The sequence below is a fragment of the Chromohalobacter canadensis genome, from assembly GCF_029544075.1.
Lineage (GTDB): Bacteria > Pseudomonadota > Gammaproteobacteria > Pseudomonadales > Halomonadaceae > Chromohalobacter > Chromohalobacter canadensis_A.
On the sequence record NZ_JAJQJH010000005.1, the window covers coordinates 83,631 to 106,961 of the forward strand.

At 61.7% G+C, this 23,331-nt stretch carries 24 protein-coding genes; 2 read left to right on the plus strand and 22 right to left on the minus strand.

From position 1 onward, the window contains the following. Positions 1–11 precede the first annotated feature (11 nt). The 15 genes from LUN51_RS08900 to LUN51_RS08970 form a co-directional block, all read right to left on the minus strand. Positions 12–2,207, minus strand: a complete 2,196-nt coding sequence (locus LUN51_RS08900) for an ATP-dependent helicase (protein WP_277810980.1) — start codon at positions 2,205–2,207, stop codon at positions 12–14. After that, the gene (locus LUN51_RS08905) at positions 2,204–2,758 is read right to left on the minus strand and encodes a DUF1285 domain-containing protein (RefSeq protein ID WP_277810981.1); all 555 of its coding nucleotides are present in this window, start codon (positions 2,756–2,758) and stop codon (positions 2,204–2,206) included. Before LUN51_RS08905 ends, LUN51_RS08900 begins: the two co-directional genes overlap by 4 nt. Positions 2,759–2,780: 22 nt before the next feature. Then, entirely contained in the window at positions 2,781–3,608 is an 828-nt protein-coding gene (locus tag LUN51_RS08910; RefSeq protein WP_277810982.1) for a TatD family hydrolase, read from the minus strand. A gap of 66 nt (positions 3,609–3,674) precedes the next feature. Continuing rightward, positions 3,675–4,004, minus strand: coding sequence for a PilZ domain-containing protein (locus LUN51_RS08915; protein ID WP_277810983.1), 330 nt, complete (start codon positions 4,002–4,004; stop codon positions 3,675–3,677). Positions 4,005–4,096: 92 nt separating this feature from the next. Next, on the minus strand, positions 4,097–5,074 hold the full coding sequence (locus LUN51_RS08920; RefSeq protein ID WP_277810984.1) for a DNA polymerase III subunit delta': 978 nt from the start codon (positions 5,072–5,074) through the stop codon (positions 4,097–4,099). Then, positions 5,065–5,703, minus strand: a complete 639-nt coding sequence (gene tmk / locus LUN51_RS08925; RefSeq protein WP_277810985.1) for a dTMP kinase — start codon at positions 5,701–5,703, stop codon at positions 5,065–5,067. The genes LUN51_RS08920 and tmk overlap by 10 nt, the downstream gene beginning before the upstream one ends. 18 nt (positions 5,704–5,721) lie before the next feature. Then, positions 5,722–6,723: an endolytic transglycosylase MltG gene (gene mltG / locus LUN51_RS08930; protein ID WP_277810986.1), complete on the minus strand. Its 1,002-nt coding sequence runs from the start codon at positions 6,721–6,723 to the stop codon at positions 5,722–5,724. A gap of 14 nt (positions 6,724–6,737) precedes the next feature. Beyond that, positions 6,738–7,553, minus strand: coding sequence for an aminodeoxychorismate lyase (pabC, locus tag LUN51_RS08935; RefSeq protein ID WP_277810987.1), 816 nt, complete (start codon positions 7,551–7,553; stop codon positions 6,738–6,740). A gap of 5 nt (positions 7,554–7,558) precedes the next feature. Next, positions 7,559–8,791: a beta-ketoacyl-ACP synthase II gene (fabF, locus tag LUN51_RS08940; protein ID WP_277810988.1), complete on the minus strand. Its 1,233-nt coding sequence runs from the start codon at positions 8,789–8,791 to the stop codon at positions 7,559–7,561. A 173-nt stretch (positions 8,792–8,964) separates the two neighbouring features. Beyond that, on the minus strand, positions 8,965–9,198 hold the full coding sequence (acpP, locus tag LUN51_RS08945; RefSeq protein ID WP_011506901.1) for an acyl carrier protein: 234 nt from the start codon (positions 9,196–9,198) through the stop codon (positions 8,965–8,967). Between the two features lie 98 nt (positions 9,199–9,296). After that, a complete protein-coding gene (gene fabG / locus LUN51_RS08950) occupies positions 9,297–10,040 on the minus strand; it encodes a 3-oxoacyl-ACP reductase FabG (protein ID WP_277810989.1) in 744 nt (247 codons plus the stop codon). 20 nt (positions 10,041–10,060) lie between these two features. After that, a complete protein-coding gene (gene fabD, locus LUN51_RS08955) occupies positions 10,061–11,017 on the minus strand; it encodes an ACP S-malonyltransferase (RefSeq protein WP_040243665.1) in 957 nt (318 codons plus the stop codon). Positions 11,018–11,022: 5 nt separating this feature from the next. Further along, positions 11,023–12,156, minus strand: a complete 1,134-nt coding sequence (plsX, locus tag LUN51_RS08960; RefSeq protein WP_277811048.1) for a phosphate acyltransferase PlsX — start codon at positions 12,154–12,156, stop codon at positions 11,023–11,025. Positions 12,157–12,180: 24 nt separating this feature from the next. Continuing rightward, complete coding sequence (gene rpmF, locus LUN51_RS08965) at positions 12,181–12,351, minus strand: 50S ribosomal protein L32 (RefSeq protein ID WP_040243667.1); 171 nt, start codon at positions 12,349–12,351, stop codon at positions 12,181–12,183. A gap of 29 nt (positions 12,352–12,380) precedes the next feature. Beyond that, entirely contained in the window at positions 12,381–12,908 is a 528-nt protein-coding gene (locus tag LUN51_RS08970) for a YceD family protein (protein WP_277810990.1), read from the minus strand. Between the two features lie 122 nt (positions 12,909–13,030). Here LUN51_RS08970 and LUN51_RS08975 point away from each other — a divergent pair, with 122 nt between their 5' ends. Continuing rightward, positions 13,031–13,612, plus strand: coding sequence for a Maf family protein (locus tag LUN51_RS08975; protein ID WP_277810991.1), 582 nt, complete (start codon positions 13,031–13,033; stop codon positions 13,610–13,612). A 31-nt stretch (positions 13,613–13,643) separates the two neighbouring features. Here LUN51_RS08975 and sppA read toward each other — a convergent pair whose 3' ends face one another. Genes sppA through LUN51_RS08990 form a run of 3 tightly spaced genes read right to left on the minus strand, consistent with a single transcriptional unit; the run spans position 13,644 to position 16,435 of the window. Next, positions 13,644–14,723 (minus strand): signal peptide peptidase SppA, encoded by a 1,080-nt coding sequence (gene sppA / locus LUN51_RS08980; protein ID WP_277810992.1) that lies wholly within the window; start codon positions 14,721–14,723, stop codon positions 13,644–13,646. Then, positions 14,720–15,430 carry an HAD family hydrolase gene (locus LUN51_RS08985; RefSeq protein WP_277810993.1) on the minus strand — a complete coding sequence of 237 codons (711 nt, stop codon included), beginning with the start codon at positions 15,428–15,430 and terminating at the stop codon, positions 14,720–14,722. Before LUN51_RS08985 ends, sppA begins: the two co-directional genes overlap by 4 nt. 57 nt (positions 15,431–15,487) lie before the next feature. After that, on the minus strand, positions 15,488–16,435 hold the full coding sequence (locus tag LUN51_RS08990) for an RluA family pseudouridine synthase (protein ID WP_277810994.1): 948 nt from the start codon (positions 16,433–16,435) through the stop codon (positions 15,488–15,490). A gap of 729 nt (positions 16,436–17,164) precedes the next feature. Here LUN51_RS08990 and rne point away from each other — a divergent pair. Further along, positions 17,165–20,734 (plus strand): ribonuclease E, encoded by a 3,570-nt coding sequence (rne, locus tag LUN51_RS08995; RefSeq protein ID WP_277810995.1) that lies wholly within the window; start codon positions 17,165–17,167, stop codon positions 20,732–20,734. A gap of 113 nt (positions 20,735–20,847) precedes the next feature. Here the strand turns inward: rne and murB are convergent, their stop codons facing one another. The 4 genes from murB to LUN51_RS09015 are packed head-to-tail and all read right to left on the minus strand — an operon-like array spanning position 20,848 to position 23,330. Next, a complete protein-coding gene (gene murB, locus LUN51_RS09000; protein ID WP_277810996.1) occupies positions 20,848–21,849 on the minus strand; it encodes a UDP-N-acetylmuramate dehydrogenase in 1,002 nt (333 codons plus the stop codon). Further along, positions 21,836–22,339: a low molecular weight protein-tyrosine-phosphatase gene (locus LUN51_RS09005; protein WP_277810997.1), complete on the minus strand. Its 504-nt coding sequence runs from the start codon at positions 22,337–22,339 to the stop codon at positions 21,836–21,838. Before LUN51_RS09005 ends, murB begins: the two co-directional genes overlap by 14 nt. Further along, a complete protein-coding gene (gene kdsB / locus LUN51_RS09010) occupies positions 22,336–23,109 on the minus strand; it encodes a 3-deoxy-manno-octulosonate cytidylyltransferase (RefSeq protein ID WP_277810998.1) in 774 nt (257 codons plus the stop codon). Before kdsB ends, LUN51_RS09005 begins: the two co-directional genes overlap by 4 nt. Continuing rightward, positions 23,106–23,330: a Trm112 family protein gene (locus LUN51_RS09015; protein WP_040243681.1), complete on the minus strand. Its 225-nt coding sequence runs from the start codon at positions 23,328–23,330 to the stop codon at positions 23,106–23,108. Before LUN51_RS09015 ends, kdsB begins: the two co-directional genes overlap by 4 nt. Between the last annotated feature and the right edge of the window lies 1 nt (position 23,331).

Sequence of the window (23,331 nt, forward strand, 5' to 3'; positions counted from 1 at the left end):
GCGGCCCTACCTCAGCTCGGCACCGCTGGTTCCGCCACATGCTCAAGCGGCGCGCGCGCGGCGATCAACCGCCGGCGCCCCGCCTGGGTGAAGCGCACCTCGATGACTGGATTGGCGGGGTCGCCCTCGAGCACCACGATCTCGCCATCGCCGAAGACCTCATGCCGCACCCACTCCCCCACCGCCCATGTCGCAGACGCTGATTCAGCGACTGGTTCTGACGCACGAGTGACGGTTAGATTCAGGCCACAACGTTCGAGATAACGCCCGACGACCTCTGGCGCACGCACCGCCAGCGTGTCAGATGGTGTCTCGCCGAGCGCGGCGGCAGCGCGATGGCAGTCGTCCCAGGCGGTCTCGTCGAGGAAGCGACTGGGACGATGATCGCCGCCATCATGCAGGACCAGCAAACGCTCGCGCGCCCGGGTAATCGCTACGTAATAAAGGCGACGCTCCTCCTCCAGGCGTTCGGCGTCCAGAGGCGTCTCACGCGTGTAGTGTGGAAAGTCTTCCTCGTTGGCGCCCCACAGCGCGACCATCGGCCATTCGAGTCCCTTGGCGCCATGCACCGTGGTTACCAACACGCCATCCTCGCGCGCTTCTACCGGTTGACTTAGTAGCGCGATGAAGCCTTCGGGGTCGTTGGCCAGTTCACCGGCCTGTTCGATCAACACATCGAGCAGACGCACATCATCCTCGGCCTTGGCGCGCCTCGAGGCGGCGCGTTTGAGGGCCTTGTCCGCCTCGGTGGCTTCGACGACATGTTCAAGCAGCTTGGCCGGCGGCCAATTCGACATGCGTGGCAGTTCGCATAGCAACTGCCAGCGACGCTTGAGGTTGCGCCGCTGAAGGGGCTTCAACGCATTCAACAAAGGGTCGTGCCGCTCAGGCCATTGCTGGGTCTGGGCCAGTTGGCGCGCCAAGGCGGTCAACGTCTCGCGAGGCACGAAGACCGTTGGCTGCGATAACAGCAGATTGAGCTGCTCAGGGTCCTGCAGGCGGCGCCCATCACGCGCCAGGGCCAGATACCCCGCCAGCGCCTGCACCAGCGGCAGACGGAACACGAAGCGATCCTCACGCGCGAGCCGGAACGGAATGCCGGCACGCAACAGCTGCAACTGCACGGAGACGGACAGCGCCCAACTGCGCACCAGCACGCAGGCCTCGCCCAAGGCTCGCCCGTCGCCGCGCCACTGCTGAAGGGCATCGAGCAGCGCACTGCTGCCCACTGCCACGTCGGCGCGGGTCGCTGGCGTGCTAGGCGCGGCCAGACATAGCTGATCGGGACGCCGGCGATTGGCGCGAATGGCATGGTTGGCCGCCAACGCCAACACATGGCCATGGCGAAAGGTATACGACAGCGGATAATCGTGAGCGGTACCGAACAAGGCGGTAAAACGTTCGAACATCGCATCGGGGCGCGCCCCGCGCCACTCGTAGATGCACTGATTAGCATCGCCCACCGCCATCACTTGTGCACTCTCACCTGCAAGAATGGCCAGCAGGCGCTGCTGCACCTCGTTGATGTCCTGATACTCATCGACGATCACATGATCGAGAAACCCCTGCACACGGGCGCAAGCCTCGGGCGTCGTTTCCAGGCAACGTAGTGGCCGATAGAGCAGGTCGGCGTAGGTCATCAAGGCGTGATCCTCGAGCAATCCCTCGAAGACCGCATACGCCTCACAGAAGTGCTGGGTACCATCACCGAAATCTAGGCGTTCGTAGAGCAGCTCCGGGGCGCACATCTCAGCCTTGACCAGCTCGCAGAACTGCGCCAGCGCCTCGAGACGATCAGACTCCAGTGCGGCGTGGCGCTGACTGTCGTCGGCGTGCTCCAGGCTCATCTGTACCGCCTGGCGCAGCAGACGCTCGCGTTGCCAATCGGCGGCGATCAACTGACGCGATGACAGATACCCCCAGCGCGTCAGGGTTTGGGTCAAGCGATGGCCGATGGAGTGAAAGGTTCGCACATCGGGAAGGCGCTGCCCCGCCGCCTCGTGGGTCAGCTTATGGGTGAAGTCCTCGCGTGCGGCACGATTGAACATCAGTACCAACATCCGCTGCGGTGGCACGCGGTTGGCCAGCAGGTGCAAGACGCGCTGCACGAGCGTGGTGGTCTTGCCGGCACCGGCAACCGCCGACACGCGCGCATGCCCCTCAATATGCGCGATCACGGCGCGCTGTTCGGGCGTCGCCTCGCTCACGGCATTTCCTCGGGTAACCAACCAAGGGGCTGCCAGACGCCGTCGCTATATATCCCGAGCTCGCTACCGTTAGGTGTCTCATGCATCTCGGCGGTATCGATCAGGCGATAGTAGACGTTGCGGTTGAGCCGTGCCGACAATCCGAAGCGAATGGCGACCTCGGGCACCGGATCGCCGCCCGGCATTGCGCTGACCACGAGGCGGCGTTCCGCGCCCAGGGTGACGCTATCGCCGAGGTTGGTGGTCAGCGTCCACACCCCGTCGCGACAATCGGCATCGGCAATCAAAAACGCTCGATCCTCAACCTGGATACGCAGCTTTTCGACCGGTGTAACCAGGTAATAATCGCCATCCGCTTCCCGACGCAACAGACGCGACAGCAAGCGTACCAAGCGTGCGCGCCCAATCGGCGTACCCTCATGCCACCAGCGGCCATCAGAGGCAATGATCAACGCCATGTCACCGCAGAAAGGCGGGTCCCAGGTATCGACCGGCGGCAACGCTGCCGTGGGGGATGCGTCGAGATGCGTCGTCAACGACTCTAGTGTCATGTTCGCTCCTCGCTGCTGGGCGTTACTGACCGCTCATCTGCGCCAATGCCTCGCGTACGTCATCGGGGGCCTCGGGCAGCGCGGCACGAAACAACCGGTAGAAATTGGCACTCGTCTGCATCGCGACTTCGTCGACACTGATACCCCGCTCAGCGGCAATGCATTCCGCCACTTCCACGACCCATTGAGGCTCATTGGGCTTGCCACGATGCGGCACCGGGGCCAGATAAGGGCTATCGGTCTCGATCAATAGCCGGTCGAGGGGTACAAGGCGCGCCAGTTCGTGAACCGAGGTGGCGTTACGGAAGGTCACGATACCGGAAAGCGAAATGTAGAAACCCAGCCTCACCGCTTCCCGCGCCATGTCGAGGTCTTCGGTGAAGCAATGCAAGACGCCTCCCACCGCGGGATCGGTATGCTCACGAATCAACGCCAAGGTATCTTCCTTGGCGTCACGGGTATGTACGACCACCGGCAATTCGAGTTCACGCGCGGCGCGCAGGTGGTGAGCGAAACGCTGACGCTGCACATCGTGAGCCACTTCATCGTAATGATAGTCCAACCCGGTCTCGCCAATCGCCACCGCGTCATGACGCTGGGCACAGTCGACGATGGCTTGCACATCGGGCTCGTGCTCGACCCGATGCAACGGGTGCACGCCGGCGGACAGCGACACGTCATCATGGGCACGAGCGATATCGACCAGGTTAGGCACGCCATCCAGCGTGACGGCAATCGCCAGGAAGTGACGCACGCCTCGTTGGCGGGCGGCGTCCAGGGCGCTATCGAGCTTGCCGTCATGGGCAGTGAGGTCGAGTCGATCGAGATGGCAGTGGGAATCAACGAACATGCGGTACCTAATGAGTCGAAAAGGTTGTGGCCCAGCCCATGGCATTAGGCACTTTTCAGACGAGGCCTAAAGGGTATAGCTGGGGCGTGTGGCAGTGATGCCTTCGAGCTGAGCCTCGATCAGCTCCCTTACACGCTGATCGGCGTCACTGAAATGCACGCCGATCCCCGGAACGCGCCGCCCACCGACACCCGGCGGCGACAGCCAGGCGACCGTCCCCGAGACTGGCAGACGCTCGGCGCCCTCGGGCAAGGTGACCAACAGATACACCGTATCGCCGAGCGCATAACGCTCCTGCGTGGGAACGAAGATGCCACCCCGTTCCAGCCAGGGCATATAAGCTGCCTGCAGAGTCTGCGTATCATGGAACGTCAGGGATAAGGCTTTTTGCGCCACGCCAGGTACTCCTCGGTCAGGATACACGTCTAGCTTCATGCATGATGTTTATGCCTCCCAGCATGGCGTTGTCACGAGCGCAACGACGACGGTCACGAGCGCAACAGCGACGCCCATCGAACCAACCAGGCTTCCAGCACCAATTGTGCATTGGGGTTGCCCCCGGCGGCGATCAAACGGCGCTGTTCGCGCGCGTAGTCGAGCAGACGAAACCAATCGCGAACCCGCGCATTCTTGGCTGCCTGGCGATACAGCGGCAGGAGGTCCGGATTGCGCACGTGTTGCGCTTCGCCGGAGACGCCCAAACGAATCAGGTCTTCGAGCCAAACGATACCGTACCACAGCACGCGGTCCAACGACTGAGGATCGAGACGCGCTGCCTCGGCGACCGGCTCCGCGCCACGCACCAAGGCATCGAAGAGCTCACGCAACTCCTGGCGCAAGCCGCGCCCCTCGGACAATTCGACGGCAAACTGGGGCAAGCCGCCGGCCACGCGCAACCAGAAGCGCGCTTGCTCGGGGTCTTCGAAACGTTCGTTCAGCCATTCCAGGGCACTGTGCGATTCGGGCACGCCCAAGCTCCAATGCTGGCAACGTGAACGAATGGTCGGCAGCATGCGCGAAGGAATGTCCGCCAGAAGCACGAACAGTGTCTTCGCGCCCGGCTCTTCGAGACTCTTGAGGAGGGCATTGGAAGCAGCCACGTTCATGGCTTCCGCGGGATATAGGCGAATCACGCGATAACCGCCCTGTTGTGCTGTCTGCGACACGAAAGCATTGACCTGCCGAATCGGATCGATGCGTATCTGGCGGCGCTTTTCGGCCGGAGTGATATCGAGCAAGTCAGGATGATATCCCGACGCCAGCATGTGACAGGCATGGCACTCGCCACAGGCGGTGTCCCCCGGTGCATGACACAGCGTGCGGGCTACCAGAGCATCGGCAAGGTCGTGCTTGCCGATCCCATGCGGGCCCGAAATCAATAGCGCATGCGCCAAACGGCCGGCGTCCTGTTGGCGAATCAGGCGCTGCCACAAGTCACGCTGCCAAGGCAGTGGCGTCACGACCATAACGCGCTTCTCGCTGCCAAGTGATCGGCGATCGACGCCTGGACTGCATCCAGCTCTCGGTCGGCATCGATCACGGCGAACCGCGCTGGCGCCTGGGCGGCGCGGGCAAGGTAGCTGTCACGCACGGCAGTGAAGAAGTTTTGCCGTTCGCGCTCGAAGCGGTCGCGTGTGGTGCCACGATGTTCGACACGGCGCTGGGCGGCCTCGACCGGCATATCCAGTAACAGCGTCAGGTCGGGTTGCAAATCGTCTTGCACCAAGGCTTCGAGTGTCGCGATACGGGTCTCGTCCAGCCCACGTCCGCCGCCCTGATAGGCGAAGGTCGCATCGGTAAAACGGTCGCAGACGACCCACACGCCCCGCGCCAACGCAGGACGGATCTTGGCCGCTAGATGCTGGGCACGGGCCGCGAACATCAGCAGCAATTCGGCCGTGTCATCGAGCGGCTCCTGCGGGGTGGGGTCGAGCAGCAGCGCACGAATCGCCTCGGCTCGTGGAGTGCCGCCCGGCTCACGCGTACGTAGCACTTCGATACCGCGAGCGCTCAACCAATCGCACACGAAATCCATGTTGGTGGACTTTCCTACTCCTTCACCCCCTTCGAGGGTGATGAAACGTCCTGACGTCATGGCGATGCTCTACCCCGCTCAGCGATTGAGAATGTAACGGCGTACCGCGGCATTGTGCTCGGCCAGCGTACTGGAAAAATGATGCGAGCCATCGCCTTGGGAGACGAAATACAAGGCATCCCCAGGAGCCGGGTTCACGGCCGCTTGCAACGACCCCGCACCCGGCATGGCAATCGGTGTCGGCGGTAGTCCGTCAATCACATAGGTGTTATAGGGCGTCTCGCGACGCAGATCGGCACGCGTGATGTTGCCATCATAGTCGTCTCCCATGCCGTAAATTACCGTGGGATCGGTCTGCAGCCGCATGCCGCTTTCGAGGCGCCGCGTGAAGACGCCGGCAATCTTGCGTCGTTCTTCCGGCACGCCCGTCTCGCGTTCGATCAACGATGCCAGGATGAGCGCGTCGTAGGCGCTGTCGATGGGCAAGTCGTCATGCCGTTGTGCCCAGACATCTTCCAGAATGGCATCCATACGCTCGTAAGCGCGACGCAATACCTCAAGGTCCGTCATCCCTTTATGGTAGCGATACGTATCGGGGAAAAAACGTCCCTCAGGATATTCGCTCTCGTGCCCCAAGGCCGCCATGACCTCGTCATCGCTCATGCCTCGAGTACGATGTTCTAGCTTGGCAGCGGCATCCAGTTCACGACGCATCTGCGCGAACGTCCACCCTTCGGGAATGGTAAACTGATAAGACACGACATTGTCGCTGGAAAGCCGCGCCACCATGTCGTTGCCGCTCATCCCGGGGTCTAGTTCGAACTCGCCGGAACGCAATCCATTAACCTCGTCGGGCGAGAGCCGTGCCAGAACGCGATACGGCCAGGTAGCGTCGATAATGCCGCGCTCTTTGAGTTCACCGATGACACGCAAGAACCCCGCACCACGCGGCACTTCGTAAATCGCCGTTTCATCGAGAGCCAGCGGAGCCGCCAGGCGGGATTGCCAATACTGATAGGCCCCCAACATGGCCACGCCAGCCAGTACCGCAATCCCTATGAAAACCTTCACCACTCGCATGTCGATACCTTGTCTCACGCCTCATCGAAGGCGTCATGGGGATAGCCCAGCAGTCGGTGGGCATGCTGTTGCAGATGCCGATGCGCGGTATGTACCTCCCACCGTTTCAGGCAGGTACCGTCAGCATCGTCCAACTGTCTCAGGGGCCACACCCCCTGAACCGAATTGAGGACCCAGACCGCATCGGCTTCCCTCAACGCCTCGACCCCAGCTCCGCGCGTGTGGATCGGCAAGCGCTCGCGCAACGCCGCCAGCAGCGTACCCTCCACACCACATGCGCTCAGGTCGGGGGTTTCGAGAATACCGTGCCGCCGCCACACCAGGTTCATGCTGGTCGCCTCGACGAGCTGATCGTACTGATCGCACAACACCCCCTCGGCAACCTCGGGATCGCACCACTCACGACGCGCCATGACGTTCTCGAGGCGATTGAGATGCTTGATGCCTGCCAATAAAGGCTGGTGCCCCACGCGCAGCCGGCACAGGCGCACTCGTACGCCATCGCGCCAATACGCAGACTGTGGCGTGAATGGCATACACCGCCAACGCAGACGCGGTGTGGGCGATTCGGGAGATGCGTAACCACGCCCACCGCTGCCACGGGTCACGAGCAGCTTGAGCACGAACAAGCCAGCCCTCGCCTGCCCCGGCAGGCTCGCCAAGGTCTGTGTATCCGGCAATGGAATTTCCAGCCGCTCGGCACCGCGTGCCAGTCGCCTAAGATGCGCATCCCACAATAAAGGATGGCCATCACGCACGAGGACGGTCTCAAAGAGACCGTCCCCATAAGCGAAGCCGCGATCGTCGAACGGCACTGCCTCGTCAGCCATGGCGCCTAAACGCGGCCGAAGATCAGTGACCCATTGGTGCCGCCGAAGCCGAAGGAATTCGACAAGCTGTACGTCACCGGCATCTCGCGCGCCTCGTTGGGCACATAATCTAGCGTGCATCCCTCGTCGGGATCTTCGAGGTTGATGGTGGGTGGCGCAACGTTATCGCGGATGGCCAGCACGCTGAAAATCGCCTCGACAGCGCCAGCGGCTCCCAGCAGATGACCGATCATCGACTTCGTGGAGCTGACCGCTACGGATTTGGCCGCATCGCCCATGACGCGCTCCACGGCCTGGCTCTCGGCGACATCGCCCGCCTGGGTCGAGGTCCCGTGCGCGTTGATGTAATCCAACTCGCCGGCATCGATAGCGGCGTCCTTGACGGCATTGCGCATGGCCATTTCCGCTCCCTGACCGTTGGGCGCGGTCATATGGTAGGCGTCATCGCTCATGCCAAAGCCCAGCAGCTCGGCATAGATGGGCGCGCCACGCTGCTTGGCATGCTCGTACTCCTCAAGCACCAGTACCCCCGCACCATCGGAGAGCACGAAGCCATCCCGTTCGCGGTCCCAGGGGCGGCTCGCCGCGGCGGGGTCGTCATTACGCGTGGATAGTGCACGTGCCGACGAGAAGCCACCCAAGCCCAGCGGTGTAGTGGCCATTTCGGCTCCCCCGCAGACCATGGCATCCGCATCGCCATAGGCAATGGTGCGCGCCGCATAGCCAATGTTGTGCGTCCCCGTGGTACAAGCAGTGGTAATGGCGATGTTGGGGCCACGAAAGCCATGCTGAATCGCCAGGTTGCCGGAGATCATATTGATGATCGATCCGGGTACGAAAAACGGCGAAATTTTGCGCGGTCCACCGCGATTCAAGGCATTGTGGTTATGCTCGATCATCGGCAACCCCCCTATGCCTGAACCGATCGCCACACCGATACGATCGGCGTTCTCGCCATTGCCCTCCAGCCCAGCATCGGCGATGGCCTGACCCGCCGCCGCGATCCCGTACTGAATGAACAAATCCATCTTGCGCGCTTCTTTGGGATTCAGGTAAGGACTGATGTCGAAGTCCTTCACCGAACCGCCAAAACGCGTATTGAATCCCGTGGTGTCGAAGTGTTCGATCGGTGCGATGCCACTCTTGCCCGCCAGGATGTTGTCCCAGCTTTCCTTGACATTGTTACCGACCGGGGTCACCAGACCCAGTCCGGTTACCACGACCCTTTTACGAGGCATCAGCTCTCCTCCAGACTTGCGAGTTGGCACGGCAGTGCCGTGTTTGGCGCGCATTATACCCGAAACACCGACGGGATGGAGACCGCACGCATGCACAAACGACGAAGGCCGCCCTGATGACAGAGCGGCCTTCGCGAGTCGATGTCGAACCGGGCGACCCGGTACCGCTCTACTTACTGGTGAGCGACGACGTAATCGATCGCTTCCTGAACGGTCGTGATCTTCTCGGCTTCTTCGTCGGGAATCTCGGTGTCGAATTCTTCTTCGAGCGCCATCACCAGCTCGACAGTGTCCAGCGAGTCGGCGCCGAGATCCTCGGTGAAGGAAGACGTGTTCTGGATGTCTTCTTCCTTGACGTTCAGGCGCTCAGCCACAACCTTCTTCACGCGCTCTTCGATGGTGCTCATTCTCTTGTTACTCCTAGTGGTACGAATCCGCTAGCTCTGAAAAGCTGCGGCTAGTTTATAGACCGCTCCCAGACGACGCAACAGCGCCTTGGAGAGCGTCAACGCATATTCATGCCGCCGTTGACCTGCAGCGTCTCACCGGTAATGTAGCCGGCATTGTCGCTGGTGAGAAAGCCCACGGCAGCGGCAATTTCCTCGGGAGCACCCAAACGCGACAGCGGAATCTGTCCCAACAACGCTTCATGCTGGGCCTCGGGTAGCGCCTGCGTCATGTCGGTGGCAATGAAACCCGGCGCGACACTATTGACGGTAATGCCACGCGAGGCGACTTCACGCGCCAGGGAACGAGAAAACCCTTCCATGCCAGCCTTGGCCGCCGCATAGTTGGTCTGTCCCAGATTGCCCATGCTGGCGACTACCGAGCTGATACTGACGATACGCCCGAAACGCGCCTTGGTCATGCCACGCACGCACGCTTTGGTGACGCGATAAAGCGACTTGAGATTGGTGTCGAGCACCGCATCCCATTCGTCTTCTTTCATGCGCATCAGCAGATTGTCGCGCGTAATGCCGGCATTGTTGACCAGTATGGTCGGTGCACCGAACTCGTCGCCAATCGCTTTGATCAGGCTCTCGACGCTAGCCTGGTCAGTGACGTCGAGCACGCGACCAGCGCCCTCGACATCGTGCGCCTTTAGATCGGCATCGATCTTGTCGGCACCGGATTGGCTGGTGGCAGTACCGATCACCACACGTCCTTGACGGCCCAGCTCACGGGCGATCGCCTGTCCAATGCCACGACTGGCACCGGTGACCAGGGCTATCCTGCGTTCGCTTGTCATCTGGTTTCCCGCATTCATCACTAAGACTGCTCCCCTTCGCTACGCGCCAATTCCAGTGCGCTCTCGAGCGATTCGGGGTCGTTGACGGCAAGCCCCTTGGCTTGGCGTTGAATTCGCTTATTGAGTCCGGTCAGAACCTTACCCGGGCCACATTCGACAAAGACCCGAGCGCCACGTTCATACATGGCGTTGATGCAATCCGTCCAACGTACCGGTCGATAAAGCTGCTCGACGAGACGCTGACTGAGCGTTTGAACATCTTCATGCGCAAGCGCATCGACATTCTGTACCACCGTATAGCGTGGCGTTCTGAGATCGAGTCGATCGATTTCCGCTGCGAGGCGCTCGGCAGCCGGCTGCATCAAGTTGCAATGCGAGGGCACCGACACCGGCAGTTGCAAGGCCCGCTTGGCGCCAGCTTCCTGGCACAAGCCAATGGCCCGTTCAACGGCGGCTTTGTCGCCCGCAATCACGACCTGCCCCGGGGCATTATAGTTGACCGCCGCGACCACTTCACCTTGCGCTGCCTCACGACATGCCGTCTCGACCGTCGCATCATCGAGACCCAGCACCGCCGCCATCGCGCCACGGCCTTCCGGTACCGCTGCCTGCATCGCCTCACCGCGCAGACGCACCAGGCGCACGCCTTCCGCAAAGCTGATGACACCGGCACATACCATGGCGCTGTATTCACCCAGACTATGCCCCGCCATCACCAGAGGGCGAGGGCCCTCAAGCTCTTGCCAGACGCGCCAGATCGCGACGCTAGAGGTCAGCAGCGCAGGTTGCGTGCAGGCGGTAGCGTTCAAGGCGCTCTCGGGGCCTTCTTGCACGACTTTCCAGAGGTCGTAACCTAACGCACCGGACGCTTCGTCGAACGTGGTCCGCACGACGCTGTAACGCTCGGCCAGCTCCCTCAGCATGCCGACCTGCTGGGAGCCCTGCCCCGGAAAGACGAGGGCGAGGGATTGTGTCATGACAGTCACCTTTGAGGATGGGAGTCGTCGGGTTGAGCATCGCTCGCTAACCCACTATCCGCTCGACCGCTATCGGGGTCGACCGAGAGGATAGAAGGCTCAGGGCGCACCGCATCGCTCAACTCCCGTGCCAGATGCGAAGGCAAGTCCATGTCGACCTCGCGCACCGCGCGTGAAATAGCATAGGCAAAGCCTTTGACGTCTGCCCCGCCATGACTCTTGACGATGATACCCGACAGCCCCAGCAGACTCGCGCCATTATAGCGCACCGGGTCGAGCCGCCGCTTGAGACGAAGTAACGCAGGCCTTGCCATGGCACGTACCACGCGCGTGGTCAGATGCGCCTCGAACGTCTCCTGCAGGCGCGACAGCAACATCGTCGCCAAACCCTCGCTGGCTTTCAGGATCGCATTGCCCACGAAACCGTCGCACACCACGACATCTGCCGCCCCCGAGAAGACGCCATCGCCTTCGAGGTAGCCGATATACTCGAAGCCATAACCATCTCGATGGCACACCACGCCTTGGCGCAGATACTCATCCGCTTCGCGTACGCTGGGCACGCCTTTATTGGCTTCAACACCAATATTCAAGAGCGCCACACGCGGTGTCGCCACATCATCGATCACCCGCGCCATGATCGCGCCCATACGCGCAAAATCGACCAAATGACGAGCCTGGACACCGACGTTGGCACCCAGGTCGAGCAGATAACACTGCCCGCCGCCCTGAGTTGGCACCGCCGTGCTGATGGCGGGCCGGGCAATACCCTTGACCGTGCCCAATTCACGCCTTGACAACGCCATCAGCGCTCCAGTGTTCCCCGCACTGACGCAGGCATCCGCTTGGCCGTCGCGAACACTCGCGATGGCACCGAGCATGCTCGACCCATTGGCCTCACGCATAGCATTCGCTACCCGCATGGCCTGCGAAATGACACGCGGCGCGTGCTGCAGGACGAGACGGGAGCGATAGCCGGAAAGGCGTTTGGGAAGGGACTCTAGCTCGGCCTCCAAAGCGTCGCGAGGGCCGTGCATCTCAATCTCAAGATTCGAGTGCATGGCAAGCGCCTGGAGAGAGCCGATGACGGTGGCGCGGGGACCCAGGTCCCCGCCCATCGCATCGATAGCGATTCGCACGGTCACGTGCGCGTCGACGACGTCTTAAACGTCGAAGACCTTGCGGCCACGGTAGAAGCCATCGGACGCCACGTGGTGACGACGATGCGTAGTACCGGTTTCCTTGTCTTGAGACAGGGTCGGTGCGCTCAACGCATCGTGACTACGACGCATGCCACGCTTGGAACGGCTCTTGCGGACTTTTTGAACTGCCATGGGTTACACTCCAGAGTGTCAACGATGATTCAAAGTTTGCCTTTCAAGTTACGCAGCACCTCGAAAGGGCTTGCAGGACGCTGTTCCGATACCTCGGTATCAGCGCCGCTTTCCAGCTGGTCGCGCGAAACGGCGCAATCCGCCTCGTCATGATAAACCACCTGCGGCAGGCTGAGGATGAGCTCATCCTCAACGACCGGCAGAAGATTCAGCTGTTCGTTTTCCACCAAGACCGGTTCGTAATCGCTCGGCAACTCGCCCGCCAGGCTATCATCAGTGACAAGACCCAACAGAAAGCGACTCTCCAGCGTCACCGGCATGAACTCCAGACAGCGTCTGCAAGGCACCTGCACATGCGCCAGGAGATGACCGTCCATGAGGCGCCGCCCTTGCGTATCGATATCGAAACTCAGGCGTACCTCGCAGTCACCCTGCTGCGCGCCGATCTCTTCGCCAAGACGCTGCATCGCATCAAGCGCCGCTAGCCCTTCGAGACGTTCGCGATTGGCAGCGAGCTTGTAAGGCTCGACCTGCTTGGGGAGTCGTGTGGTTAACATAGGCGCGCAATAATAGGGACTTGCCCCGACGCTGTCAAAACAAGCGCACTGTACAGAACCGACTGGACGCGACAGACTGCGAATTGATACGCCAACCCGCCATCTTTTTTCCAGGAGACGCCATGACTCGTCTTGTCCTCGCTTCCGGCTCCCGTTGGCGCCGCCAGCTTCTCGACCGTCTCGAACTGCCTTATGCGTGGGCCTCGCCGGATATCGATGAAACCCCTTACCCTCGCGAATCACCCCAGGCTCTGGTGCATCGCCTCGCACTAGGCAAGGCCACGGCACTCGCCGGCGAATATCCCGAACACTTGATCATCGGCTCGGATCAGGTCTGCCTGTTCGATGGTGAGATACTCGGCAAACCTGGCGACATGGCCACCGCCCGCGCCAACCTGCGCCGCTTTTCGGGCCGACATGTTCGCTTTCTAACCGGCATCGCCCTGATCGATACCGCCCACGCGCGCCATTGGGTCGATCATGAACGTTACGATGTCGTATTTCGCGAACTCAGCGACACCCAGATCGAGCGTTACGTCGAGAAGGAGCGCCCACTGGATAGTGCCGGCAGCTTTCGTATGGAAGGGTTGGGCATCACTCTCTTCGAACGCCTCGAAGGTCGTGACCCCAACACCCTGATCGGCCTGCCGCTGATACGCCTGTGTGAAATGCTGCGCGAGGCCGGTCTCGACCCACTGGGCTGATACCGGCTTGGCGCCGTATTGCACCTGGCCGTCATTGCACCTGATAGCGCACGGGCGACGCGTTGCTGGAGATCCCAGCCCACTCGGCCGCGACACGCCCCAACTGACGTGACAAGCGACTCAAGGGATCGAGCGCCGGCGTATAATCATGCAGTTGCACATCATCGAAGCGCTCCCGAGACAACCCATCGAGACTCTCCAAGCCGTCGATCAGCCCCAAGTCGAGCGCTTGCTCCCCGGTCCAGACCAGGCCGGAAAAGAGCCTAGGATCGTCGGCCAAACGTGCGCCGCGCCCGTCCTTGACGTCTTCGATGAATTGACGGTGAGTGGTGTCCAACACGTCTTGCCAGAAATCTCGCTGCTCATCGCGCATCGGGGAGAAGGGATCGAGAAACGCCTTGTTGTCGCCGGCGGTAAAGACCCGGCGCTCGATTCCCAGCTTATCGATGGCCTCCTGCATCCCGAAGCCGGAATAAATGACGCCGATGGAGCCCACCAGGCTCGCCGGGGCGGCATAGATATCGTCCGCCGCCGACGCTATGTAATAGGCACCGCTAGCGCCGATATCCTCGATCACTGCCACGACCGGCTTGTCGCCTTTTTTCGTCAAACGGCGCACTTCATCATATACGCGCTGTGATTGCACTGGGCTGCCACCGGGGCTATTGATATGCAGCACCACCGCCCGTGACGACGGCGCTTTCCATGCGGCACGCAGCCCTTCGATGATGCGCTCGGCACTGGCCTCCCCATCGGCATCGATGACACCGTCGACCTCGACGACGCCCAGATGGGGTGCACCGACACCACCGGCCATGTCGCGATCGGTGAAGAATAACGCATACGCTGTCATCGCTAGCGACGACGCAATCAGCAGCACGACCACTAGACGAAAGAATAGCTTCCAGCGCCGTGAACGCCGCTGCTCGACGAGCACGCCGTCGATCCAGCGGTCGAGCATGCGCTGTTCGCGCAGGCGCCGCAGCTCACGCAAGCGGTCGGGGTCGCTTATCGCCTCTTCGTCAGACTCGTCGGCCTGGTTGCGTTCGCGCGACGCGCGCCCGACAGCGGGGCCCTGCGTCCAAGCGTCCTCGCGTTTATCGTCACTCATGAGATTTCGCTCCGACGCCCGATGCACTGTCCTGCATCGGGTACATCATCGTGGTGATCCACATACAACCAATCCATCAGCGCCGTGAACGTATCGGCCATCAACACAGGTTCGCTACGCGCCAGGCGCTCGCGGGCATGAACGCCGTAGGTCACCGCCACGCGGTCCATACCCAATGCCCGTGCCATTTCCATGTCGTATTCGGTATCCCCGACCATCAACGCCTCCTCCGGCGCCAAGTCCGTCTCGGCCAGCAATTCCTCCAGCATGCGAGGGTGCGGCTTGGACAACGTTTCATCGGCCGTACGGCTAGCGTGGAACCATTCACCACTGCCTGTGCTCGTGAAAATGCGATCCAGACCACGGCGGCTCTTGCCGGTCGCCACTGCCAATCGCAGGTTCGACTCGCCGCGTAGGCGTGTCATGCCGGATGCCACCCCATCAAAGAAGCGCATCGGCTCCCGCTCAGCGGCAACGAAGTGTGCCGCGTAACGCTCGCGCAAAAGCTCACGTTGCTCCGCGGCCATGCCCGGACATAGCTTGGCGATGGCCTCTGGAAGCCCCAGCCCAATAATGTCACGCACCTCCGCAGCCGACAGCGGTGTCCAGCCGATATCGTGCGCTGCTGCTTGCATGCAGGCGACGATTCGCGCCGCGGAATCCATCAAGGTGCCATCCCAATCGAAGATCACTAAACGATAGCGCAAACCACTCTCCCCTCATCGGCGTTATTCGAGGCCGCGCCCTCGCGACCCATTGGCCAATCAATTGGCACGGCGCGCTCTCGCCAACACCGCTTCGAGCGTTTCCCCCAACGGTGCCTTGACATGCACCGGGCGACCGCTCGAGGGTTCGGGAAAGGTCAAGGCATGGGAATGCAAAAACAAGCGATCGAGTTTCAACTCACGCGCCAAACGCGCACCCTCGCGAGTACCGTACTTGTCGTCACCCAACAGTGCATGGCCAGCATGCCCAGCATGCACGCGAATCTGGTGCGTGCGTCCGGTCACCGGCTCGGCCTCGATCAGCGTGACACGCGAGAACGCCTCGCGCACAGCGAAACGTGTGCGTGACACCTTACCCTGGTTATCGACACGCACACGTCGCTCGCCGTTGCCCGCATTGAAGCGATCGAGCCGGGCGCTGACGAACTCGCGCCGCGTCGGCCAGCGCCCCTGAACCAAGGCCAGATACTGTTTGTCCATCTGATGTGCCTTGAGCGACTGATTCAAGGTCACCAGCGCCTCGCGAGACTTGGCCAACAACAGGCAGCCGGAGGTATCACGATCCAGGCGATGTACCAGTTCCAGGAAATCGAGATCGTCACGCACCTGGCGCAGCGCCTCGATCAACCCAATCTTCACACCACTGCCACCATGCACGGCGAGCCCGGCCGGCTTGTTGAGCACCAACCAGTCAGGGCCCTCGACCAGCACGCTGCCCGCCAGAAGATTGCGCAGCCCATCGCTGACTTCGCGCACGGCTTCTTCGGGCGCCAGACGTAACGGCGGTATGCGCACCATATCACCCAGCACCAGGCGGTAGTCCGCCTTTACCCGCTTCTTGTTGACGCGAATCTCACCCTTGCGCACGATGCGGTAGATCAAGGATTTGGGCGCCCCCTTGAGCCGCGTACGCAAGAAATTGTCGATACGCTGTCCGACCTGCCCTTCGCTTATTTCCACCCACTGTACGTCGCGGCCCTCGGCCATGCGCACCCTCTCCTTTACGAATCCCCACCGAATTGTCGCCACTTGACGCCGGCCAACATTCTACCGCAGCGAGACCGACTTGACGCCAATTGCTGCGTTATCGCTTTACTGTTATATTCGAGGCTCGTTCAAATGGGCATCAAGCGCCCGTCAGTTGCGCCTGCTTTGCAGACACGCAGGCCCGAACGAAGAACATGACATCCCCGCTGGCGAAGACATCATCGCCACACTAGGGGAAACGAAACGTTTGGAACGCCATGCCCGCCAGGGGCGCACGATATGTTCTGCGCCACCACACGGGGTGACATAAACACCGTGCCGGGGCCGGCGTCGCCGAATCGACTTATTGCTAGCTGTCTGGTGGATGACCGCAGGGCCGGACGGGCACACTCCCGCCGGGACACGTCCTGCCTCCGCCGCGTACTCAACATGCTCTTACAGTGTTCAGGGATGTATACGACAGGATCGATACGAACGGGATAACGAAGTTGAACACCCCTCGAAGCGCTGGCGGGCCCCCTCGTCCACCGCATTCGGCGGCCATCATCACGCGCATCGTCCCCGCCGGGCGATGACGACCGTTGGTATGCCTGTCTTGTCGTCCACGACCCTCTGGGTCGCCAAGACATCGTCACGACATGCACTGAGCACAAGCATGCAAGCAAACGATTCGACGCGTCGTTGCCACGCCTTGTCGTTAGACCGGCACGCCTAGTCAGTGAGACTTGCATGAAACGAATGCTCATCAATGCGACACAGCCCGAAGAGCTGCGCGTCGCGCTCGTCGATGGACAACGCCTGTATGACCTGGACATCGAATCCGGTGCCCGGGAACAGAAAAAAGCCAACATCTACCGTGGCCGCATCACGCGTATCGAGCCCAGTCTCGAGGCAGCCTTCGTCGATTTCGGTGCCGAGCGCCACGGTTTCCTCCCGCTCAAGGAAATTTCGCGGGAGTACTTCACCAAAGAACCTTCCGGGCGTCCCAATATCAAGGAAGTCCTCAAGGAAGGTCAGGAAGTCATCGTCCAGGTCGATAAGGAAGAACGCGGCAACAAAGGCGCCGCGCTGACCACCTTCATCAGCCTGGCCGGGCGTTTTCTCGTACTGATGCCCAACAATCCCCGCGCCGGCGGCATCTCGCGGCGCATCGAGGGCGACGACCGCGCACAGCTCAAGGATGCCATGGGCCAGCTCACCGTTCCCGATAAGATGGGCGTCATCGTGCGCACCGCCGGGATCGGGCGTTCCTCCGAGGAACTCCAGTGGGACATGGATTACCTCGTGCAGGTATGGGAAGCGATTACCGAGGAGGCCGGCAAGCGTAGCGCGCCCTTCCTCATCTACCGCGAGTCCAACGTCATCATCCGCGCCATGCGCGATTACCTGCGCCACGATATCGGCGAGGTTTTGATCGACAGTCCCGAGGTACACGAGGAAGCCCTGCATTTTATCCGCCAGGTCATGCCCTCCTATCAGAACAAGATCAAGCTCTACGCTGACGACGTTCCGCTGTTCTCGCGCTTCCAGATCGAGTCGCAGATCGAGACCGCCTATCAGCGTGAAGTCAAGCTGCCCTCCGGCGGCGCCGTGGTCATCGACCACACCGAAGCCCTGGTGTCCATCGACATCAACTCGGCACGCGCCACGCGCGGCAGCGACATCGAGGAAACTGCGCTACAGACCAATCTCGAAGCCTCCGACGAAATCGCACGGCAACTGCGGCTTCGCGACATCGGCGGCCTAGTGGTCATCGACTTCATCGACATGACGCCGGCCAAGAATCAGCGCGAAGTGGAAAACCGTGTCCGCGATGCACTCAAGCTCGATCGCGCTCGCGTGCAGATCGGACGCATCTCGCGTTTCGGTCTGATGGAAATGTCGCGCCAGCGCCTGCGGCCCTCGCTCGGCGAAACCAGTGGCGTGGTCTGCCCGCGTTGCAACGGTCAAGGCACCATCCGCGATGTACGCTCCATCTCGCTGTCCATCATGCGCCTCATCGAAGAAGAGGCCATGAAGGAGCGCAGCTCGCAGATTCGCGCGGTTCTCCCGGTACCGGTGGCAACCTATCTGCTCAACGAAAAGCGCAGCGTGCTCAACGACATCGAGCAGCGGCAAGGCGTCCAGGTCGTGCTCTTGCCCAACCCTGACATGGATACGCCGCATTACGACATGCAGCGTCTGCGCGACGATCAAGTCAATGAAGAAGACGGCCAGCGTTCGAGCTTCGAATTAGCCACCGAAACCGAGCTGACGCAGGAACCCGACCCGGCGCTCGAAAAACCGGTGCAGCGCGCAGAAGCGGCGGTCAAGAGCATTGCGCACAACGCTCCGGCACCTACCTCGCTGCAGACCGATGCCGAGCCTCAGGACAAGTCGAGCGCAGCGAGCTCTACATCGAGCGCCGCCACGACGCCTGCAACAGCCCCCGAAGGTGGGCTTTTCTCACGCATGGTGAAGGGACTCGGCAAGCTGCTCAATGGCGATGACAGCGCCGCCTCGTCACAGGGCGCCTCGTCACAGAGTGCCGTGTCCGGCGCCGAGTCGCCCAAGCGCGCGGCCAGCAAGTCTACGACGGACTCCTCGCAGCAACGCAACCGTAACGGCAACAACCAAGCGGGACGTTCTGACGACAAGAAAACCGCCGACAAGCAGCAGCGTCAGACGTCACGCGACACCGACGATACGCGCCGCGATACAGCGTCCAGCAATAGCAACAACGCTGGTAACAACGCCCGCAATGGCAATAATAACCGCCGGCGTCGCAATGGCGAGGAATCGCAAGAGCGCCAGGCATCGCGCAACGAAGGCCGTCGCGAGGAGAGCAATAACTCGCAATCCAACCGTAATTCGCGGCCTTCGCGTGGCTCCGGCAAGTCGAACAATGCCGAACGTAGCGAAAACGCCAGTAATGGCGACAACGCGAAGCAGGACACTCGTAACGACGGTCGCAACGAAGCGCGTAACGCCGGTAAATCCAATAAGTCCCGCGCGGACAACAAGGACGCCAAGGCCAATAAGCCCAAGTCGGAGTCTGCATCACAAGCGACGCCCGATGACAAGGCCACGGCCTCTCCAGCACAAGACGAAACGCCGAAGGCAGACAGCAAGCCGAAGCGCACGCGCAATAACCCGCGCCGGCGCAGCCGCAAGCATGCCGTGAATCCGCAATCCGTCGCCGAGCAGGAAAAACTGCAAGCCCAGCAGCAAGAAGCAGCAAGCGAACCGGCGCAAGACGTCCAAGGTGAAACCGCCAGCGCCGCGCCCTCGCCCGCCAAGCCGGCAGAAGACAAAGCGAGTGCCACGCCGAGCGAGACGGCATCATCCACCGTGACCGAAACGACGTCCGAGGCGACGACATCGCCCAGCGAGACGCAGCCGCGCACGGATACGGATGATAGCGCCCAAGCGGATAAATCCCGCAAGAATGCGGCAACGCCATCGCGCCCGACCGAAGCACCGGTGGAGAGCAGCACTACCGAGGCGCCGCAAGACGTAGCAGCGCAGACGCCTGAAGCGGATAGCACCGAACGTCCCGCCGCCCAGGCGACGTCGGAAGATGCTCTCACTGATGACGCTTCACAAACGTCCGCTGACGACTCTTCACAAGCACCTGCTGATGGCTCTTCACAAGCACCTGCTGATGGCTCTTCACAAGCGCCCGCTGACGACTCTCCGGCACAGGCACCGACGCAAGCCGCTCCAGAGGATGCCGACGAGACCGTCGAAGCAGCTCCCAAGGAGGCAGACCTCAAAGAGGCAGATCTCACAGAGAAAAGCGGCACAGCTTCTCCGGCCGAGAAGCACGCCCCGCAGGCTAGCGACGCATCGGCCGCGAACGAGAAATCCGAGCCGTCTACGCCCACCGAGCCCCTTGCGGCTCAGGCGAGCGATGACAAGCCGGCCAACGATGACGTGACGTCGTCCTCGCAGATAGAAGACGATAACGACGCTACTACCGATACGATCGCCGCGACAACGTCCAAGGATAGCGCCGAAGCAGAGGTCAGCTCGGCTTCGACCCCGACGCCCACACCGGCGCCCGAGGTTGAAACGCCGGCCGCAACCGACGCACCGGCCAGCACCGAGGAAACACCTACGACCCCGGCCGAGGCTCCGGCACCGACAGCCACACCTCGCGCCGAGGAAACATCCGCTCCGGCAGCCACTACCACGGTAGCGTCGCAAGCGCCCCAGGAATCGGCCACACCGCGTCAGCGTCGTCGTGCCCACAACGACCCACGCGAACAGCGCCATCGTCTCCAGGAAAATCTCTTCCGCGGCGACGACAACGCCTAAGCCCCAAGGCGGCCGAGTCGGCCGCCTTCCAGACATAAAAAAACGCCTGAAGGAGCGATCCTTCAGGCGTTTTTTATGGTCGGCTCACCTTGGGCGAACGCAGGCGGACCCAGCTACCCCATCAGGCGCGGCTCTCGCTCCAGCATCACCCCAAATACCTGATGGACTGTATCGCCAATATGATCGGCCAGTGCCAACAGTTCCTGCCTGTCGCCACCACCGAAGTGCACCAGCACCAAGGCCTGGCGTTCATGCACACCAAAAGCGCCCCAGCGCGTCCCTTTGAAGCCACAACGCTCGATCAACCATCCCGCGGCCAGCTTGACGCTTCCATCCGGTTGCGGAAAATGCGGCATCGCAGGATATTCTCGCAGAAGACGCTCGGCTTGGGTCGCCTCGAGCACAGGGTTGGTAAAAAAGCTGCCGGCGTTGCCCAGCACGGCGGGATCGGGCAATTTCTCACGTCTTACGGCACACACAGCATCAAAGATCTCTCGCACTTCGGGATGCACCGAGACACGCTTGGCGAGATCGCCGTAGCCCAAGCGAGGCGAAGGACTCCGCGACAGCCTCAGCACCACCTGCGTTACCACGACACGCCCCGCCAAGGCGCGTTTGAAAATACTGTCGCGGTAGGCGAATTCACAATCATCGCGCGAGAAAACGGCTTCGCGGCCATCATTACAGTGCGTGACATGGACCGCCTCCAGCACGTCGGCAAGCTCGACGCCGTAGGCGCCGATATTCTGGATCGGTGCGGCGCCGACATGGCCGGGAATCAACGCCAGGTTTTCGATGCCCCACCAGCCGCGTTCGACGCATGCCGTGACAAGATCGTGCCAGGACAATCCTGCCTGCACGTATACGAGAATCGTCTGGTCGTCGCTTTCTTCCCACCACCAATCGTCACACGCCACCTGTAAGGTCACCCCCGAGAGACGCGGCGCCAAGATCAGATTGCTGGCGCCGCCCACGATGTTGAGCGGCGCCGCATCATCCGCTGCCATGACCAGCGCATTGCGTATCTCGTCGTGCGTGGTGGCCACGATGAAACGCTCCGCACGACAGGGCAACCCTAGCGTATTATCGAGTGTCGCGGCCTTAGCGAGCGCCATCGCCAGGCTCCGAACGCTGCACTTCAAGGCGTTGACGACAGGTCTCGATCAGGCCGTCGGCAGCCTGCTCGATCAAGGCGAACACATTGGCAAAACCATCCCCCGCTCCGTAATACGGATCCGGCACCGAGCGTCCGGGGGTCCCTGCAAAATCCAGCAGCAGACCGAGATGCGCCTGACAGTCGGCAGGCGCCATACGTCGCATATGAGCTAGGTTGTCGGCGTCCATGGCCAGCAGGTAATCGAACGCATGGAAGTCGTCGATACGGAGCTGGCGCGCGCATAGCGAGGCGATGTCGATGCCTCGTGCCCGCGCTTCCTCCTGAGCTCGCGGATCGGGCGACTCCCCCACATGCCAGCGCCCGGTGCCGCAGGAATCGAGCGCCACGGCCTCCGCGAGGCCTGCCGCATGCAAACGCGCCCTGACAATGCCTTCGGCAGTGGGCGAGCGGCATATATTGCCCAGACACACGAAGAGAATACGGATCATGTCGCGCTCTCCTCCTCGATGATCAGGCGACGCACCCGGTCAAGGTCCTCCTGCGTATCGACCCCCGCCGGATGGGCTTCGCTGGCCAGCGCCACCTGAATGCGATGCCCATGATGCATGGCACGCAATTGCTCGAGCTGTTCCAACTGCTCGAGCGGCGATGGCAGCCAGTCCACATACTCGGCCAGGAAACCGGCTCGGTACGCATAGAGCCCGATATGGCGCAGCCAGGCATCGGTCTCGAGATGCTCGGGACGCTGGGCGAAGCCCTCTCGGTCCCAGGGCACCGGCGCCCGGGAAAAATACAGGGCGCGCCCGTATAGATCGCGCACTACCTTGACCACGTTGGGATTGAACAAGGTTTCGACGTTGCCGATGGGCTCCGCCAGAGTGGCGATCGAGGCACTCGCATCGTCGGCGAGACGTCGTGCCACCTGGTCGATCAGCGACGCCGGAATGAGCGGCTCATCGCCTTGCACGTTGACCACGATGGTATCGGCATCCAAGCCAAGGCGTACCGCGACTTCGGCGAGACGGTCGGTACCGGAGGGATGATCGCGCTCAGTCAGCATGACCTCGGCCTCATAGGGCCGCATGGCCGACTCGATACGCTCATCATCGGTGGCCACTACTACACGCGTGGCCCCGCTTTGGCAGGCGCGTCGCCATACGCGCGCGATCATGGGCTCGCCGTGGATATCCAACAGGGGCTTGCCCGGTAGACGCGACGAGTCATAGCGCGCCGGTATCACCACGACCACCTCATTCATGTCGCGTCATCCCGTGCTTCTCCGGCGCTGCTACGGGTCTTGGCCAGCTTCTCGTCAGCGTCCATGCGGCGCGCTTGTTCTGCCAGCATCACCGGGATTTCGTCTTCCACGGGATATGCCAGGCCATCGAAGTAACACTTGAGCTCACCGCGCTCGCGGTCGTACTTGAGCTTGCCCTGACAGTGTGGGCACACCAGCATTGCCAGCATTTGCTTATCCATG